General features: G+C 43.9%; 17 protein-coding genes. 7 read left to right on the plus strand and 10 right to left on the minus strand.

Annotated elements, in window-relative coordinates:
• Window positions 1-93 precede the first annotated feature (93 nt).
• Both Q1A18_RS11330 and Q1A18_RS11335 read right to left on the minus strand, forming a co-directional pair.
• Window positions 94-612, minus strand: coding sequence for a DUF4279 domain-containing protein (locus Q1A18_RS11330; RefSeq protein ID WP_299579854.1), 519 nt, complete (start codon window positions 610-612; stop codon window positions 94-96).
• A 203-nt stretch (window positions 613-815) separates the two neighbouring features.
• On the minus strand, window positions 816-2,441 hold the full coding sequence (locus tag Q1A18_RS11335) for a site-specific integrase (RefSeq protein ID WP_299579856.1): 1,626 nt from the start codon (window positions 2,439-2,441) through the stop codon (window positions 816-818).
• A gap of 552 nt (window positions 2,442-2,993) precedes the next feature.
• Between Q1A18_RS11335 and Q1A18_RS11340 the strand changes: the two genes are divergently transcribed.
• From Q1A18_RS11340 to Q1A18_RS11350, 3 genes are all read left to right on the plus strand, one after another.
• Window positions 2,994-3,191 (plus strand): hypothetical protein, encoded by a 198-nt coding sequence (locus Q1A18_RS11340; RefSeq protein ID WP_299579858.1) that lies wholly within the window; start codon window positions 2,994-2,996, stop codon window positions 3,189-3,191.
• 415 nt (window positions 3,192-3,606) lie between these two features.
• Window positions 3,607-3,996 carry a hypothetical protein gene (locus Q1A18_RS11345; protein WP_299579860.1) on the plus strand — a complete coding sequence of 130 codons (390 nt, stop codon included), beginning with the start codon at window positions 3,607-3,609 and terminating at the stop codon, window positions 3,994-3,996.
• Window positions 3,993-4,487: a pyridoxamine 5'-phosphate oxidase family protein gene (locus Q1A18_RS11350; RefSeq protein ID WP_299579863.1), complete on the plus strand. Its 495-nt coding sequence runs from the start codon at window positions 3,993-3,995 to the stop codon at window positions 4,485-4,487. Before Q1A18_RS11345 ends, Q1A18_RS11350 begins: the two co-directional genes overlap by 4 nt.
• A 91-nt stretch (window positions 4,488-4,578) precedes the next feature.
• Here Q1A18_RS11350 and Q1A18_RS11355 read toward each other — a convergent pair whose 3' ends face one another.
• The 4 genes from Q1A18_RS11355 to map all read right to left on the minus strand — a co-directional run bounded on the left by Q1A18_RS11355 (window position 4,579) and on the right by map (window position 8,956).
• On the minus strand, window positions 4,579-5,871 hold the full coding sequence (locus Q1A18_RS11355) for an aminotransferase class I/II-fold pyridoxal phosphate-dependent enzyme (protein WP_299579866.1): 1,293 nt from the start codon (window positions 5,869-5,871) through the stop codon (window positions 4,579-4,581).
• A gap of 184 nt (window positions 5,872-6,055) precedes the next feature.
• Entirely contained in the window at window positions 6,056-6,439 is a 384-nt protein-coding gene (locus tag Q1A18_RS11360; RefSeq protein ID WP_299579869.1) for a co-chaperone GroES family protein, read from the minus strand.
• Window positions 6,440-6,793: 354 nt separating this feature from the next.
• Window positions 6,794-8,101: a HAMP domain-containing sensor histidine kinase gene (locus tag Q1A18_RS11365; protein WP_299579872.1), complete on the minus strand. Its 1,308-nt coding sequence runs from the start codon at window positions 8,099-8,101 to the stop codon at window positions 6,794-6,796.
• An 81-nt stretch (window positions 8,102-8,182) separates the two neighbouring features.
• Window positions 8,183-8,956, minus strand: a complete 774-nt coding sequence (gene map / locus Q1A18_RS11370; RefSeq protein ID WP_299579875.1) for a type I methionyl aminopeptidase — start codon at window positions 8,954-8,956, stop codon at window positions 8,183-8,185.
• A 95-nt stretch (window positions 8,957-9,051) separates the two neighbouring features.
• On the opposite strand from map, the gene Q1A18_RS11375 reads away from it, so the two are divergent.
• Window positions 9,052-9,792 carry an acyl-ACP thioesterase domain-containing protein gene (locus tag Q1A18_RS11375; protein ID WP_299579878.1) on the plus strand — a complete coding sequence of 247 codons (741 nt, stop codon included), beginning with the start codon at window positions 9,052-9,054 and terminating at the stop codon, window positions 9,790-9,792.
• Window positions 9,793-9,798: 6 nt separating this feature from the next.
• Here Q1A18_RS11375 and miaA read toward each other — a convergent pair whose 3' ends face one another.
• The gene (gene miaA / locus Q1A18_RS11380; RefSeq protein WP_299579881.1) at window positions 9,799-10,725 is read right to left on the minus strand and encodes a tRNA (adenosine(37)-N6)-dimethylallyltransferase MiaA; all 927 of its coding nucleotides are present in this window, start codon (window positions 10,723-10,725) and stop codon (window positions 9,799-9,801) included.
• A gap of 59 nt (window positions 10,726-10,784) precedes the next feature.
• On the opposite strand from miaA, the gene Q1A18_RS11385 reads away from it, so the two are divergent.
• The 3 genes from Q1A18_RS11385 (at window position 10,785) to Q1A18_RS11395 (ending at window position 12,887) form a co-directional block, all read left to right on the plus strand.
• Window positions 10,785-11,369: a YIP1 family protein gene (locus Q1A18_RS11385; RefSeq protein ID WP_299579884.1), complete on the plus strand. Its 585-nt coding sequence runs from the start codon at window positions 10,785-10,787 to the stop codon at window positions 11,367-11,369.
• Window positions 11,359-11,817 (plus strand): SsrA-binding protein SmpB, encoded by a 459-nt coding sequence (smpB, locus tag Q1A18_RS11390; RefSeq protein WP_299579887.1) that lies wholly within the window; start codon window positions 11,359-11,361, stop codon window positions 11,815-11,817. The genes Q1A18_RS11385 and smpB overlap by 11 nt, the downstream gene beginning before the upstream one ends.
• A 104-nt stretch (window positions 11,818-11,921) precedes the next feature.
• The gene (locus tag Q1A18_RS11395) at window positions 11,922-12,887 is read left to right on the plus strand and encodes a hypothetical protein (protein WP_299579890.1); all 966 of its coding nucleotides are present in this window, start codon (window positions 11,922-11,924) and stop codon (window positions 12,885-12,887) included.
• 56 nt (window positions 12,888-12,943) lie between these two features.
• Here the strand turns inward: Q1A18_RS11395 and Q1A18_RS11400 are convergent, their stop codons facing one another.
• The 3 genes from Q1A18_RS11400 to udk all read right to left on the minus strand — a co-directional run bounded on the left by Q1A18_RS11400 (window position 12,944) and on the right by udk (window position 15,660).
• Window positions 12,944-14,158 carry an MFS transporter gene (locus Q1A18_RS11400; protein ID WP_299579893.1) on the minus strand — a complete coding sequence of 405 codons (1,215 nt, stop codon included), beginning with the start codon at window positions 14,156-14,158 and terminating at the stop codon, window positions 12,944-12,946.
• 174 nt (window positions 14,159-14,332) lie between these two features.
• Window positions 14,333-15,052, minus strand: a complete 720-nt coding sequence (locus Q1A18_RS11405) for a 3'-5' exonuclease (RefSeq protein WP_299579896.1) — start codon at window positions 15,050-15,052, stop codon at window positions 14,333-14,335.
• 2 nt (window positions 15,053-15,054) lie between these two features.
• On the minus strand, window positions 15,055-15,660 hold the full coding sequence (gene udk / locus Q1A18_RS11410) for a uridine kinase (RefSeq protein ID WP_299579899.1): 606 nt from the start codon (window positions 15,658-15,660) through the stop codon (window positions 15,055-15,057).
• Between the last annotated feature and the right edge of the window lie 62 nt (window positions 15,661-15,722).

Genomic DNA, 15,722 nt, shown 5'->3' on the forward strand with positions numbered 1-15,722 from the left:
CCAGTACGAGACCCGTACGCTGGGTGGTGTGAGGGGTTCCCCGCTAGGCTTTTAGCCTAGCGGCTTCCCACTCGATTGTGGGTATGTAGTTTTTTATAAATCATCATTATCTTCTTCTCCATCGTAGTAAATATCAAATACGACTTCAAGGTTTCTGTCACTAAGCATTCTCATAATCTCCGGTTTAAGACTAAAGCCTCTGTTCCAATTCTCCATATAACCTGCAACGTCAATCCAAGCATCGTATTTGGAAGTTAATTTTTTCCAACATTCTAAATCTGACGTCAATAAGTTTAACAAGTCCTCTAACTTCTTATTCAAGTCAGTATTATCTCTTTTTGAAGTCAAATACCATTTACCCCAATCTGTTATTCTTGTCTTATTTGAGTTTCCAATAGGATGTCTTTCATCAGGATTCCAAGATTTTGTCGGTTCCGCACCAATTAATCTTGTAATCTCATGCCTGTCCAAGTCCTTAGAATAAAAGTTCACTCCAACACTAAACTCTTCGAAGGTTCCACCGATTTCCGCAATGTGATCAGTTTCGTCAAGATTCACAGGCTCCCTTATTATCTCTTCCCCATTTTCATCAAACCATCTCGTTGAACTCATTTGATTCTGTTTTATTCTATTACCCACAACACTTGTATACCCACAGTCTTGTGGATATATTCGCTTTAGTTGGATGTATTTTTGCTGGTTTATAGGCTGCTTAGGGGTGGTTGATGCGTGTAGGATGATACTGTCATTGGTTTTTTGTTTTTTAGATTTAAAAATTGATTAATTAGCTTGTTTAAAAATAGGGATTTTTTGTTTCAAAAGTCAAGTTTATCCAACGGATTTTGGATTTGGTCAAACCCCTTTGTGGTAATATGGGTATAAATCTCGGTGGTTTTGCTGCTTTCGTGCCCCATCAAACTTTGTATGTACCGTAAGTCGGTTCCGTTTTCAAGCAAGTGGGTGCCAAAACTATGGCGTAAGCTGTGGGTCGAAACCTTCTTTTTGATCCCGGCCCTTTTGTAGGCCATTTTTACAATATTTTGTACGCTGCTAGCCGAGTACTGCCGTCCTTGAAGACCTTCAAAAAGCCATTCTTTCGGCTTGTACTCCCTAAAATAGTCTCGCAATACCGGTAGTACTTTCTTCGACAACAAGGTATACCTGTCTTTTCTTCCTTTAGCTTGTTGTACAAATACTTTCATCCTTTTGCTGTCAATATCTTTGATCCGTAAGTTGATAAGCTCGCTTAAACGCAGCCCGGCCGAGTAAATGAGCAAAACAACAGCTTTGTGTTTGATGTTGTCTATTTTTTGTATTACCGAAACCAATTCCTCTTCGCTCAACACTTCAGGCAGAGTTTTCTCCTTTCGTGGTCGCTCCACCAAATATATTTTTCGATGTCCACCCAATACCCGTTCGTAGTAGAATTTTATGGCGTTAATAGACTGGTTCTGATACGAAGTCGATACTTTACGCTCAATCACCAAATACTGCATAAAAGCAATAATCATCTTTTCGTCAATCGTTTTGATATCATATTTATGGTAATAATTTATAAATTCCTCGAATAAGCCTTTGTACGATTTTATGGTGCTGGCACTGTATCTGAGTTCCTTCAATTTAAGAATATATTCATCAGGGCATTGGCGATAATTGGCAACATCAAACGCCGTAATTCGAGGAACCTTATTTTCAGTCGTGGCTTCTTCTTCAAATAAAACCGCTAAATTTTGAGCTTTTGCGGTGACGGTAATTTCGTTTAAAATTTTTTCTGAAAAAGGGACTGTCCACCATTTGTTGACTGAATCCCAGGAGTGAAATGGCAATTTTTTCAGCAAGTAGCTTAAGGCTTTGTTGAACCCAAAAATCAATTTTAACCTTCCCGTCTTGGTTTTGATGATTAAAAGCTCATTCGCGTTTAAGGTTCTTTGCGCATTGGTACTTGTTTTGACTTCCAACTCTTCATGAATAATCAGTTCGCTAATCCGATCTTTAAAATAGTCGTTAATCAGCTCTAAATTGCCCGGATAATTCGGCACAATCCAGCAAAACTGTTTCGGGTCCCACCGGCTGTAGCGCAACGAAACAATAAAGCGAGTGTCACGGTCATTCTTAGGCAGTTTCAAGATGATCTTCCTGCCGATGACCTGCACCGAAACACCTTTTCGTTGTTGAGAAGGCTTAGGGTGAACCGCTATGGAGGAAATGAGCTTCGATTCTTCCGTTTTTTCAACAAAAACGTTGGGGGGACAGTCCATCTTCGGGAAAAGTTTTTTCAACTGATTAAATGCACGTTCGGTATAGGGGATATGCCATGCCCCCAGCGTTTTGCTCCATTGAGCATCCTGAATTTGCTTAATCAAGCCAGCAATCTCCTGGTTGTAAGGAAAATCAACTTGAATACGATGCTCTCCCCGGTGGATGATTTTTGTTGCCCGCATAAGATAGCGTTGAGTATATACATCAAAATTAAGAAATATCTATAGTCGAATACCTCATTTTTTGTAAGAAAAAACGAGTTCACTAGCCTTTAATCCTTGAAAATCAATCCGGCAGCAACTGGTTTGTTATGGATGTCGATTATTTTTTTATCAATTTCGTTGTTCCTCCACGGTACTTTGGATCTATTGTCCTTTCTTCTGAATGGTTATTGAGTTACAATCGATCTCATCATTTTACCTCTGGTCGAGTCATCCGAGTCTGCTTGGGATGATTAAGTTCCTTGTAGTTGCAAGCGAGGACAACAGGTCGAGGGCGGACCAGTCGGCTAGGTATCTTGCTCCGTACCAAGTCCAGATATTCCACATTTTTTCTCTGAGTATTAAAGGTAACTTCTATGTTTTTGAATACAGAAGATACACAGAAGATACCCAGAAGTAACGCAGAAGATTTGGACTTGATGCGAAGAAGATTGTGTCCACAAAAGCAATAGAAAATGCGAATTGACGAACGCAAGAAGGCACGAAGATACGAACTCATGAAGGCACGAGGTCATGAACGTACGAACCGATTACCAGCAATATTTAATTCCACGTTTTGAGCAGCAGTGCTGCGAAATATTTGTAGCTATGGATGTAACGGAAACAAAGGTGCAGCGCACCGGGACGGATGGGTTAAGAGAGAGTGAGCAGATGAGCCAGGCAGAAGGGAGTAGGCAGAAAGGAGAAGGCATGCACAAGCTGAATAGCTGACAATCCATTTTTAATCCGATTGCGGCTTAATTCGTATTCTCTTCGAATAAGGTTAATTTGGTGAAAAACTGAATGGTGCTACTAAGGTTTAAGAAAACGCTGCTTACACGGGTGGTTGGATTACCTTCTCTTCTCGAAGGGAAGGTGTCCCGGGAACCGGGACGGATGGGTTAAGAGAACCAAGGAAACAGGCAGAAGGCAGTAGGTAGCAAGGAGAAGGCACGAGGTCACGAACTCAGGAACGCACGAACGTTTGAACTCATGCACAATCTGAATAACCGATAACCGATAACCGACAACCTTCCTCCATTTTCCTTTCTCCGTTTTCCCTTTTCCGTCAGGTAAACCGCATTTTTAGGAGGAACCTTTTTTCTTTACCAAAAAAATAAACACTTTTGACCAAATTTTAGACGACATGGACCGACAAGCTTTTTTAACGCTGACAACCAGCTCGCAATGGGTGCTGTTTTTAGCAATTGGATTGATCATTTATTCGTGGATTGAAAAACGGCAGCTGTTCCTGCAATTGGGACAGGGAACTTTTTGGGTGCTGGCCCTGTTTGCCCTGTGGGTATTAAGCAGTGGTCAGCTGGTGGTGCCTGAACTGGCTCCGGGCGATGCTGTTCCGGCAGAGGTGAAAGCACGGGCTTTTTTCGCGGGCTTGGTGGTTTCCGGGGCGGTGTCGGTGGTAGCCTTTGTGCTGGGGCGCATGCAGTCGGTATGGGGCAAGCGGGTGAGTATACTTTTGGTAGCCCTGGGGTTGGGCTTGTTTTTTATGGTGTATGAGTTACAACGAATCGGATGAGCGAGGGAGCAAAATATCATTTGAAAAACCGCCCAAGTCAGGAGCTGACTTCGCGCGTTGAGCTGGATGAAATTCTGCAACAGGGCAAGTTTGTGACCCTGGCTTTGTGTCGCGGCAATGAGCCGTACATCGTTACGTTGAGCTATGGCTACGACCCCGGGCGGCAAGTGCTTTATGTCCATACCGCTAAAAAAGGACTGAAACTGGATTTTATAAAGAGTAACCCTGCCGTGTGTGCCACGGTGATTGAAGATGGGGGCTATGTGCCGGATGAGTGCAGCCATGTTTACCGGTCGGTGGTGTTTTGGGGAACGATTCAGGTGGTGGACGACCCGGACGAAAAGCAAGCAGGCATGCTGGTTCTTTTAAATCATCTGGAGGAAAAGGAATCGGTCATTCAATCCAAATTACTGAAAGCCCATGCGGCTTCGGCTAAAATGGAAGTGCTGCGGATTGCTATTGACGAGATTCACGGGAAGACCGGTTATTAGCCGGCATCCATTCGGTTCCTCTTAAAAAAACAAAAGGCCGTTCATTGCTGAACAGCCTTTGGAATTATCTTCAATGGAATAATCTTTCAACTTATTGTTTCGAGTCTTTACACGCATTGTAAATGCCCTCGAACAATTCTTTCGCATCCGAAGCAGCCATGGCCGAGAAAGCGACACGAATCACATTGTTCAGGTTAATGATTCCGATGCTGTATTTCTCGATCAGGATTTTACGAATCAGTTCGCCATCCAGCCCTTCGGCCAGCTGAACGCACATGAAATAGCCCGAGTTGTAAGGCAGTGCCGTAAAGTATTCGCTGTATTTATCGTCGTTCAACGCTTCTTTTACGGCGTGGTAACGTTTGTTCATAATCTCGAACTTCTCCGCTTTCTGAGCCTGGTAGGCTTCATTTTCGAAGGCGCTCAGCAACAACGATTGTGAAATGTTGGCGGCGTTGGAAATGTTTCCACGCACAGCTCCTGCTGTTTTGGCTTCCAGGGCGGTGTACAATTCGGCATCGCCACCTTTTACGCCGTAAGTCATAAAACCAACACGGAATCCCCAAACGTAGTCTTCTTTGGTTGGTCCGTCAATTTTCAGAGCCAACACATTTTCGTGCAAATCGCTCAGCTGGGCGAAAATGCTTTCCTGCTCAATACCTTCTTCGTAAACCAAACCGAAGTAAGCATCGTCGGAGAAAACCACGATTTTGTTGCCTTGCTCGGCTGATTCTTTAATGATCGCAACAATGCCTTTTTGCTCTTCAATGGTTGGGGTATACCCGGTTGGGTTGTTGGGGAAGTTCAAAATCAGCACTTTCTTGCCAATGCCGTCTTCAGCCAGCTTGGCTTTGAAGGCGTCGAGGTCGAATCCACCATCTTTAAACAGGTTGAATTTGCTCAGCTCAGCGCCATAGGCATGATTCAGAATCAGGTTGTAGTTTCCCCAAAACAAATCAGGTACCAGCACTTTTTCGCCTTCGTCAACAAACAGGTATCCAGCCATGCTTACACCGTGTGTTAACGCATTGGTGACAACCGGTAAGCTTATTGCTTTATCTTTGAGTGATGGGTTCTTCTCAAAAATCATGCTTTGCCATTTGGCGCGGATGTCCGGACGTCCGAAACTTGGTGCATAAGGGAAAACCAATGATGGATCGAGCTTTACGTTCGATTCAATGCTGTTCAATCGCATGGGAGTGCCGTTGTCTTCGACTGCAGCTCCAATGGTTGCATTGATTTTGGTTCCTTTAGCATCGGCAGTTTGCCCAAGGATTCCTTTTTTTGGGAAGAAAATATTTTTTCCTTTTTCCGACAAAAGGTCGTAAATAACTGGATTTTTCGCTTGAATAATTTTGTTTAATTCCTCAGCTTGTGGGTTCATATTAAATGATTTAACTGTTTTGAAAATTGTTCAATCGTTTTGTTTGTGACAAAAACGCATGCAATTTATTAAAAAAAACTTGGTTTGCGACAGGTCTTCTTTCAATTTGAAATTCAAGTTAAGGATATATTTACAAATCGTCATTTTTTTTAAGACTTAACAAGCTTCAAATTTCAAATCGAAGTTATTTCAGGAGATCTTCGTCCCGAATAATCATCAGAATAGACGCGTGTGGCAGAATGATGTATTTTTCTTTGTTGAATTCAATTTCGAAGCCGCTTTTGGCTAAGTAAATGGCCAAATCGCCCACACTGGCTTGCAGGGGAACGTACTTAACCTCTTCTTTTTGTTCTTTCCAGGGCTCGTCATTATCGGTCATGGCCGGAATGGGATAGCCTGGCCCAACTTTCACAATGTAGCCGCTTTGGACTTTCTCGTTCTCCTGAACCGTTGGGGGAAGGTATAAGCCCGTTTTGGTTTTGTTTTGCGGGCTTTTGGGTTTAACTAAAACACGGTCGCCCACCATAATGAATTTGTTCAGATCTTTTTCTTCAATTATCAGTGACATGGTTCAATGCTTTTTGCAGCAAAGATAAAATTTATCGCTCTTGTGCCGAATGGAAAGCGGATAAAAGGAGAGGATATCAGGGAGAAGGGACAAGGCAGTCGTTAGCAGGCAATAGGAGGTTAATAGTCACTGGTAGACATTGATGGTCAGTAGTTGTTATTGGTCCACATTCAATGGCACTTTTGCCCTTCAGCCTGATTGAGGCCTTGACAACCGGAAAAGGGAATTGACCATTTAGCTACTGACGATTGACAATCTTTTGGGCCTGATTGGCACATGTGCTTTGGAGCTTTGTTCAGCAACAGACTCGGAGCTCTTGCGGTTGATGCACTGACAACTGAAAACAAACAACTGTTACTCAACCAAGGGCAGGGTAAAACTCACTTTCGTTCCTTTGCCAGGCGTACTGTCAATATAAATGCGGCCTTCGTTTTTTTGTACAAATTCCTTAGTCAGTATCAGACCAATGCCGGTTCCGGGTTCCTGCATGGTTCCGGGTTCCGAAAAGGAGAGCGAGGAGTTGAAGCGCATCAGTGCTTCCTTACTCATGCCTACACCCCGGTCGCTGACGGAGATGACCATCATATCCTCTCGTTCTTTGGCCGAGATCCGGATTTCTCCGCCCGGCTGGGAGAATTTGATGGCATTGGAAACCAGGTTTCGCAGAATGGCACTGGCCATGTGGTAGTCGGCAAACAGCTCGGAGTTACTCTTCATTTTTAGAAAGATTGACAACTGTTTCTCTTCCAGCAAAGGGTTGAACAACTCAATAACTTCGCGGTAAATTTTTTCGAGCTTGAAGGGTTTGGGCGAGTAGGGAATATGATCCATCTGCACGGTGGACCAGGTAAGCAGGTCGTGCAGCAACTTGTAGTTGTTCTTCGAAACAATCGCCATGTTTTTGATCAACTTCATGCGTTCTTCTTTGGGCAGTTCATCGTACTGTTCATTCAGCAGCGATGAAATAGCCATAAAACTACCCACGTGGTCGCTAAGGTCGTGCGAAATGATGGACAGGAACTTCTCCTTATTGATGGCCAGATCCTTGTATTTTTGTTGGCTGATTCTCAGTGAGGTCGACAGCTTTTCGAGCCGGGTGTAGAGCACCTCAAAGATAAACTCATTGGCAAAGGCGATGACCGAGATGAACAGGAAAACAATTGATAAGCGACAAATCAGGCTGAAGTTGTAATGGGGGCACCACGGTTCGTTCTGGAAAAAATAATAGGCCAGGGTATTGCTCAGGAAAAACAAGGCGAGGGCGATAATTCCACGTTCTTTGCCCAAAATGAGGATAACCGGCAGGGGCAGCATCAGGGCAAAGGCCACTCCGGATTTGTTGTATCCTCCGGTCAGAAAGAAATAGGTACTGATGGCCGAAATGATAAACACAAAGAGGAAAGCCGGTGCCACACTGCTTTTTTTCTTTTTCAAAAGCCAAAAGGTTAATCCGCCTGCCAGCAAAGCCGTGCCATTAAAAAGGGCTGTATTATAAGTCTTTTTGTAGAAATTACTAAACAGAAATACTCCCATGGACAGGAAGAACAGGTAGAAGAAAAGGTGCAGCAAGATGCTTTTTTTCTTTTCCTCCAGCCGTTCGTAGGAACTGTCGTCGATATTGAAAATAAATAGCTTTAAGTAGTAATTCAAGAGTTTGCTCACGTTGCCTGTGTTTTTGTCACACTAAAATAGCCAATTCAGCAAACTAATGCACTACGGAAAACTAATTTTTAACGGGATGCTTTACTTGTATTCGCCCAGTACATCTGACAATACCTCGTAACCATCATCGGTCACCAGAATGGTATGTTCGAACTGAGCCGACAACTTGCCATCGCTGGTGCGGGCTGTCCAACCATCATTTTTGTCTACACGGGTGGTTGGCCGTCCTTCGTTGATCATGGGTTCGATGGTAAAAGTCATGCCCGGACGCATAATATCGCCGGTGTTTTTGCGGGCAATGTGGTCAACCTGTGGGGCTTCATGAAAATCAATACCAACACCATGACCGCAGAATTCATACACCACGCTGAACTTTTGTGCTTTGGCGTAGCGGCCAATCACAAAGCCAATGTTTCCAACGTAATTACCGGGTTTAACCTGCTGGATGCCCAGGTCAAGACAATGTTTGCTGACATCGATCAGGCGTTGCGCTTTAGCTGAAATTTCGCCTACCGCATACATTTTACTGGTGTCTCCATAGTACCCATTCAAAATGGTGGTAACATCGATGTTTAAAATGTCGCCTTCTTTTAAAATCTGGTCTGCATTTGGAATTCCGTGGCAAACAACCTCATTGAGTGATATGCAGGTGGCTTTGGGATAGCCATTGTAGCCTACGGTAGCCGAAATGGCTCCATGATCCTGGATGAATTCCTGAATTTTGTTATTCAAAAACTCGGTGCTTACCCCTGGTTTTACAAATTCTTCAATCATGATCAATGATTGACCAGCCAGTTGACTGCTTTTTCTAATTCCGTCGATCTGTTCGGGTGTTTTAATTATAATATCACTCATATTTTTGGGGAAAATTTTCGCAAAAGTCGCAAAAGCTTCTTTATTTTCAAAAATTGAACAATAGATTTGTCCAAAAGTTTAAAAAAAGCCAATTCATGAATAAATACTCGCAGAAAATAACCATTGGAGCCTATCACACCAATCAGCATGCTCAGGCATCAGTTACTTCACTTTTTAATGTGATGCTGGAAGCTGCCTGGGCACATGCGCAGGTGATGGAGTGGGGGTACGAAGATTTGAAAAGCAACAATATGTTTTGGGTGTTGTCGCGGGTTTATTTTGAAATTGAAAAATACCCGGAATGGCAAGATCAGATTACCTTGAATACCTGGTCATCGGGTACCGACGGAATGTATGCTTACCGCGAATTTATTCTTGAAAATGAACAGCAAGAGGTCCTGTTGCGGGCAAGTACTGCCTGGCTCATTCTGAATTTGGAGAACCGCCGTATTTTCCGCTTGCGTGATTTGCGGAATTCGTTTCCTCGCCTGGAAGCCCCGAATGTTTGCCGGAATCCGAAACGGATCAAGCCGCATGCGCGTTCCGGTGAGTTAAGTTTTCAAGCGGTTTTGTTCAGTGATCTGGATGTGAATAAGCATTTTAACAGCGTCAAATACCTGGAGCGGGTTTTGGATGGCTTTGGGATCGATTTCCTGAATACCTTTGAATTAGCTCAGCTGGAAATTAATTACCTCAAAGAGGGACTGGCTGGCGACAAGCTGGCGGTTGATACCATATCGGTAAGCGATTCTTCGTTTAGCTCCACCATCGTTCGTGAGTCAGATGGCCTTGAGCTGTGCAGCATGCTGACGCATTGGCGTAAGCGCCGTCAGTAAGTCCGCTTAGCTTTCGAGCCACTCCTGAATTTGGGCAATCTTTTCTTCCAGGGGCATAAAGCCATCCAGCCAATGAATGGGCGTGCCGTGTTTTTCCATGCGTCTGAACCAAGTCATCTGGCGCTTGGCAAACTGGTGAATGGCGATTTCAAGCTTGGTAAACATTTCTTCATAGCTTAGCTCGCCAATCAGGTGCAGGGTCAGGTATTTGTATTCCAACCCGTAGTAGGTGAGTTGATCAGGCGTGAGCCCTTTGTCCAGCAAGCGCTGAACTTCGTCAAGCATGCCATCTTCCAGGCGTTGCTTCAGCCGTTCGGTAATTCGTTTCCGGCGGTGTTCCCGATCGTATTTCACTCCAACAACCAGGCTGTTTATTTCAGGCATGTCGTTGCTTAGCTCCGGATTTTCCTGCAGGTAAGTCTCAATTTCAATGGCCCGGATGACGCGGCGGCGGTTTTCCAGGTCGGTGGTGTTGTGTAGTTCGGGCTTTATCGCTTTCAGCACTTGTTCCAGTTCATCCAGGCTCTTTGGATCCAGCGTTTTCCGAAGCTCGTGGTTTTTCGGAACCTGGATTAATTGATAATTATTTAAGACCGCTTCAATGTACAGGCCACTGCCGCCACATAAAACCGGAAATTTTCCGCGTTGGGTAATGTCGTTGTAGGCCGCTAAAAAAGCGTTGTGAAACAGGTAAACGTTGTATTCAAATCCCGCATCAACAATGTCAATCAAATGGTAAGGGATTTGCTGACCATCTATTTCGTAGTCTTCATAATCCTTTCCGGTACCAAGATCCATGCCCCGGTAAATTTGACGTGAGTCGGCTGAAATGATCTCTCCGTCAAGTTGTTTGGCTGCATGGGCAGCTACCGTGGTTTTTCCCGAAGCTGTTGGTCCGAGGATGGTTAACATTTGATATTTTCGCTGTTTCATCGATATTTGTCATTAAGGTTTACAAAATAATGTATTTTTGTGACGCAAAACCAGAGATTATGGATTTTAAAGAACGATATCGCCAGCTTTTTCAAACCTGCCTTAGCGTATTGGTGGAACCAACAAAGTTTTGGCGGGAGGAAAAAGAGGAAATTAAAGCGGAAGCCATTTTTAAAGATTACTTTTTACCATTGGTACTATTGGTTGGCTTAGCGGTATTTATAGGAGAACTCATCAAAGGAAGCGAGGTTTTGTTTAGTTACGCGGTAGCCAAATCGGTTCGGGAAGTGGTGAGCTATATTCTGCAGTACTTTTTGTCGGTCTATTTACTCAACGAGTTGTTGACCAGTGTTGGTGCAGTAAAGAATAAACTGTTGGTAAGCCGTTTGGTCGGCTACTCCTTTTTGCCTTTTCTGATCGTTTCTTTTATTACCGGGTTGTTTCCCGGGCTGTATGTTTTAAGTGTACTGGGATTGTATGGTATATTTTTATTTGTTCAGGGGGTAAAGGGAAGTCTGAATCTGTTGCCTGAAAATCAGAATCGGTATACGATGCTCGGCTTGCTGTTGATTTTTCTTATCTTCATCCTTCTGAATGTGTTTAGTTGGAAATTATTACAAGCATTCTACGGTTATGGTGCATAAAAAACAGACGATCAATATTAAAAATAAGCGGGCTTATTTCGATTATGAAATACTGGAGAAATTTGTGGCCGGCATTCAACTGGTTGGCACCGAGATCAAATCTATCCGGAATGGGAAAGCCTCAATTGGGGAAGCGTATTGTCGCTTTACCCGGCAGGAGCTTTATGTGGTGAATATGAATATTTCAGAATATGATTTTGGAAACATCAATAACCATGAAGCCCGGCGTGACCGGAAACTGCTGTTGAACAAAAAAGAGCTTGACAAACTTCAAAAGAAAATCAAGGAAAGTGGCTTGACTATCATTCCACTGCGGATGTTTTTAAATGACCGGGGGCTGGCTAAAATAGAAATTGGCCTGGCCAAAGGGAAAAAAACACACGATAAACGCAACACCTTGAAGGAAAAAGATGCCAGACGAGACATGGATCGGGCAATGAAATCTTAATTTAGTCTTATTCTAAATAAAACCCACCTTATTATTTGCAAAGCGCAGCGGGAATGTCGTAACTTGTAGCTTATTAGTTTTTTAATGTAAAAATGAATAATGCTATGAGAAAGTTAGTTCCCTTGGTGATGACCCTGTTTTTTGTTGTTGCACTAACAACGGCAAGTTCAGCACAAGGATTTTTGAATAAATTAAGTAAAAAAGTTCAGGACAAAATCGAAAAGAAGGTTGATGATAAAGTCGACCAAAAAGTGGATGAAAGTCTGGATGAAGTTTTTGAGGAAGCAGAAAATGATTCGGACGTCCAAAATTCTGCTGATAAACAAAATGCAAGGCTGGAGCAGCTGATGAAAGGCATGGGGATGTCGGGCGATCCGGTACCCATTGCTGACACCTATGCGTTTGATTCCAAAATTCAAATGCACTTCGAATCTTACAAAAAGAATGGGAAGAAAGACAGTGAGGGGGAGTTTATTACCTACGTTGATCCTAAATCAAAAAACTTTGCTTACGAATTTATTGGTGGAGACATGGATGAGCGTGGGCAAGGAACTTTTATTATGGATCTTGAGAATAAGGCCATGATTATTCTTGCTGAAGGAGATGGTGAAAAAAATGGCATTGTGTATGGCATTGACGATCAGAATCAGGCCGGCACCTTAGCCGAAGGGGAAGAGTACGCCGATTTGGAGGATGTAGAAACTACGGACTGGGCCATGAATCCCTATGTGAAAAAAACAGGCAAGACAAAGACCATTCAAGGTTACCGGTGCGAAGAATATCTTTACAACAATCCGGAAGATCATACCAAAGCCAGCTTTTGGGTTAGCAATGACGTAGAAATTGTTACCCGCGATTTCATGAGTGCCATGTTGCAGGCCGCAACCTATTCCTACGGCATGCCTGGTGGTTGTGTGATGGAATCGGAGTCGGAGAATACCCAGACCGGCGAACGCTCAATCATGCGTGTTACGGATATTGACACCAATGCCAACAAGCAATTCAGCATGTCGGGCTATAAAATTACCAACCTGGGATCAATGAAGATGCCAGCCATGGAGAATGAATAAGAATAAACAAATAGCAAAACGAAGAGGCTCGTTCAACTGGAACGAGCCTCTTCGTTTTAATGTTGGTTGTTTTCCTTCTTGACAAGTAGCGGGAATAAAATTGCCAGTCCGATTGACATGATGGTGGTGATTCCCCATATCATTCCCCAGTGGTAGTTCGTTCCATCAGGTCCTGATTCAGAAAAAATGGCTATGATTTTAGCATTGATGAAATTCCCAACAAGCAAGCCCAATCCAAACGTGACCAAAAAAATGAAGCCTTGCGCTTGTGCTTTCAATGCCTTGGGGGCTTTCTCATCAATATACATTTGTCCGCCCAGGTAGAAATAACCGAAGATAAGCCCGTGCATCAGGATTCCCATCATATAGAGAATGCCGGTGTCGGTCAAAGCTCCGGAATAAAAGCTGAGGTAACGAATGGTTAAGGCGATCAAGCCCAAAAACATGGTTGTACGCAGTCCAAACTTTCTGACGATAAAGGGGACCGAGAGCAGAAACAGCATTTCTGCCAGTTGTCCAAAGTTCATGGTAATACTGATGTATTTGAACCCTTCATCTAACAGAAATTCTGAGCAATACGACCAGTACATGGAAAATGGAATCATGGACAAAAAGGACAAGATGATGAACCAGAAGAAATTACGGTTACGCATCAGCTTGACTGCTCCCAATCCCATAATATTGATCAGAGAAACAGGCTGACCGTTGGAAGCCGGAGGTGTTTTGGGAAGCGATAAATTGAAAAATGCGGCCACCAGGCTAACACCAGCTCCGCAATAAAAAGGAAGGTTGGTACCGTCAAAATTCATCTCGAAAAGATGAACAAACAGCAGGCTAAATCCTCCGGAAACAACCCAGCCCACTGATCCGAAAACCCGGATTCGTGCAAATTTCTCGGTTGCGATGTGTGTCATTGCGATGGAGCTGGTTAGCCCCCAGGTGGGCATGTAAAAAATCATAGCCACCAGCAAAAACAGAAATAACAGGTTGGGATTGGAAGTAGTTGCTGCAAGCGCCAGCAGGGCAGCATTGACAAAGTTGGTAAAAGCCAGAACATATTGTCCCTGAAAGTAGCGGTCGGCAAGCATTCCTGTAAGTGGAGAAACGAGGCATCCCAAGGCCATGGAGCTTAAAATTAGCGCTTTTTGAGTTGATCCAATATCCATTTGTGTCAGGTAGGCAGCCAGAGGAACCCACCAAACCGCAAACATCATATACTGAAAGAACATCATAAGCGCCATCTGAACATTCAGAACGGCGAGTTTTTTCATAAGTAGTAGTTTGTCGTTAGTAGTTAATTAGTGGAGAGTAAGATAGACAAACGATTCGGAAATAAAAAAGAATGATGTTCATATTTATGCAGATTTTTCAAACCGGATTTTTCCTAAAAATAGCAGGCTTGATGATCAGGGCAGGCTTGCCTTTTGCAGCCCAGGAGCCAGGTTTTACACCACCTGCATATTCTCCATCGGAATGATCTCTTCGCCCCGGTAGCGAAGCAGCAGGTTGGCAACGGCCAGCGTGTCTTTTTCGCAATAGCGAATAATCCGGTCGATGTTTCCTTCGCGATAAACTTCAGCTACCTGGCTGCCATCAATATCGTCTTTGGGGGTTGGTATGTTGAAAACCGTGCAAAGCAGGCTGAGTGAGGTGTAGTTTTTATAATCACCAAACTTCCATAGCTGCAGGGTGTCCATCAGCTTATCCTTAACATCCCATGGTTTCATGCCGGCAATATTCAAGGTCGTGGGGAGAGGAAGCCCATTGATTAAGGTTCGGCGCGCAATGTAGGGATAGTCAAATTCCTGCCCGTTGTGGGCGCAAAGCCTTTTACCGGGATGCGACATGAATTTGTTGAGCATGTCGTTGAATTGAGACAGCAATTTTTTCTCATTGTCATCATAGAACGATTTAACCCGGTAAAAACGCTCGCCCATGCGCTGCGTAATCACTCCGGCTGATATGCAGATGATTTTTCCAAACTCCGCATAAATTCCGGCGCGCTCATAGACGTCGGCTGGTCCTTGTTCTTCGGTGCGGAAATAGGTTGATTTCTTTTCCCAATGTTTCTGGAAATCTTCATTTAACTCGTCGAAATGGGCTTGCTGCGGCACCGTTTCAATATCGATAAAAAGAATGTCTTCGAGGTTTAAATTACTAAGCATGGCTAGAGGTTTTGGAGAATGAAGTTGGTGAAGATGTTAATGGCAACGGCGTTGTCTCCTCCCTGAGGAATGATGATGTCGGCAAAGCGCTTGGTGGGTTCAATAAATTGCAAGTGGCTGGGGCGGACTGTTTCTTCATAGCGGGCAAGCACCTCCTGAACATCGCGTCCGCGCTCAATAATATCGCGCTGAATAACCCGCGAAAGCCGCAGGTCTGAGTCGCAGTCCACAAAGGCCTTTATGTCGAGCATCTTACGCAGGGAGGCATTGGAGAGTACCAAAATCCCTTCAACAATCAAAACAGCCTTAGGGTGGATTGTCTGCGTATGTTCCAATCGGCTGCAGGTGAGGTAAGAATACTGCGGCTCTTCAATGCTTTTCCCGGCTTTCAGCTCGGAAAGGTGTTGGGTTAACAGGCTGAATTCAATGGAGTCGGGATGGTCAAAATTAATTTCTTTACGCTGCTCCATGGGGAGATGGCTGTTGTCTCTGTAATAGGAGTCTTGTGAAATGACAGCGACTTCGTTTTCGGGGAGTTGTTCGATGATTTTTCGCACAACTGTGGTTTTTCCTGAACCAGTTCCTCCGGCGATACCAATGATAATCATTCGACTTTAATTTTACGTAAAGATAAACAAGCGAGGCAGATTTCCGATATTCCTCTTTGGAT

Source organism: uncultured Sunxiuqinia sp., assembly GCF_947495665.1.
GTDB classification, from domain to species: Bacteria; Bacteroidota; Bacteroidia; order Bacteroidales; family Prolixibacteraceae; genus Sunxiuqinia; species Sunxiuqinia rutila.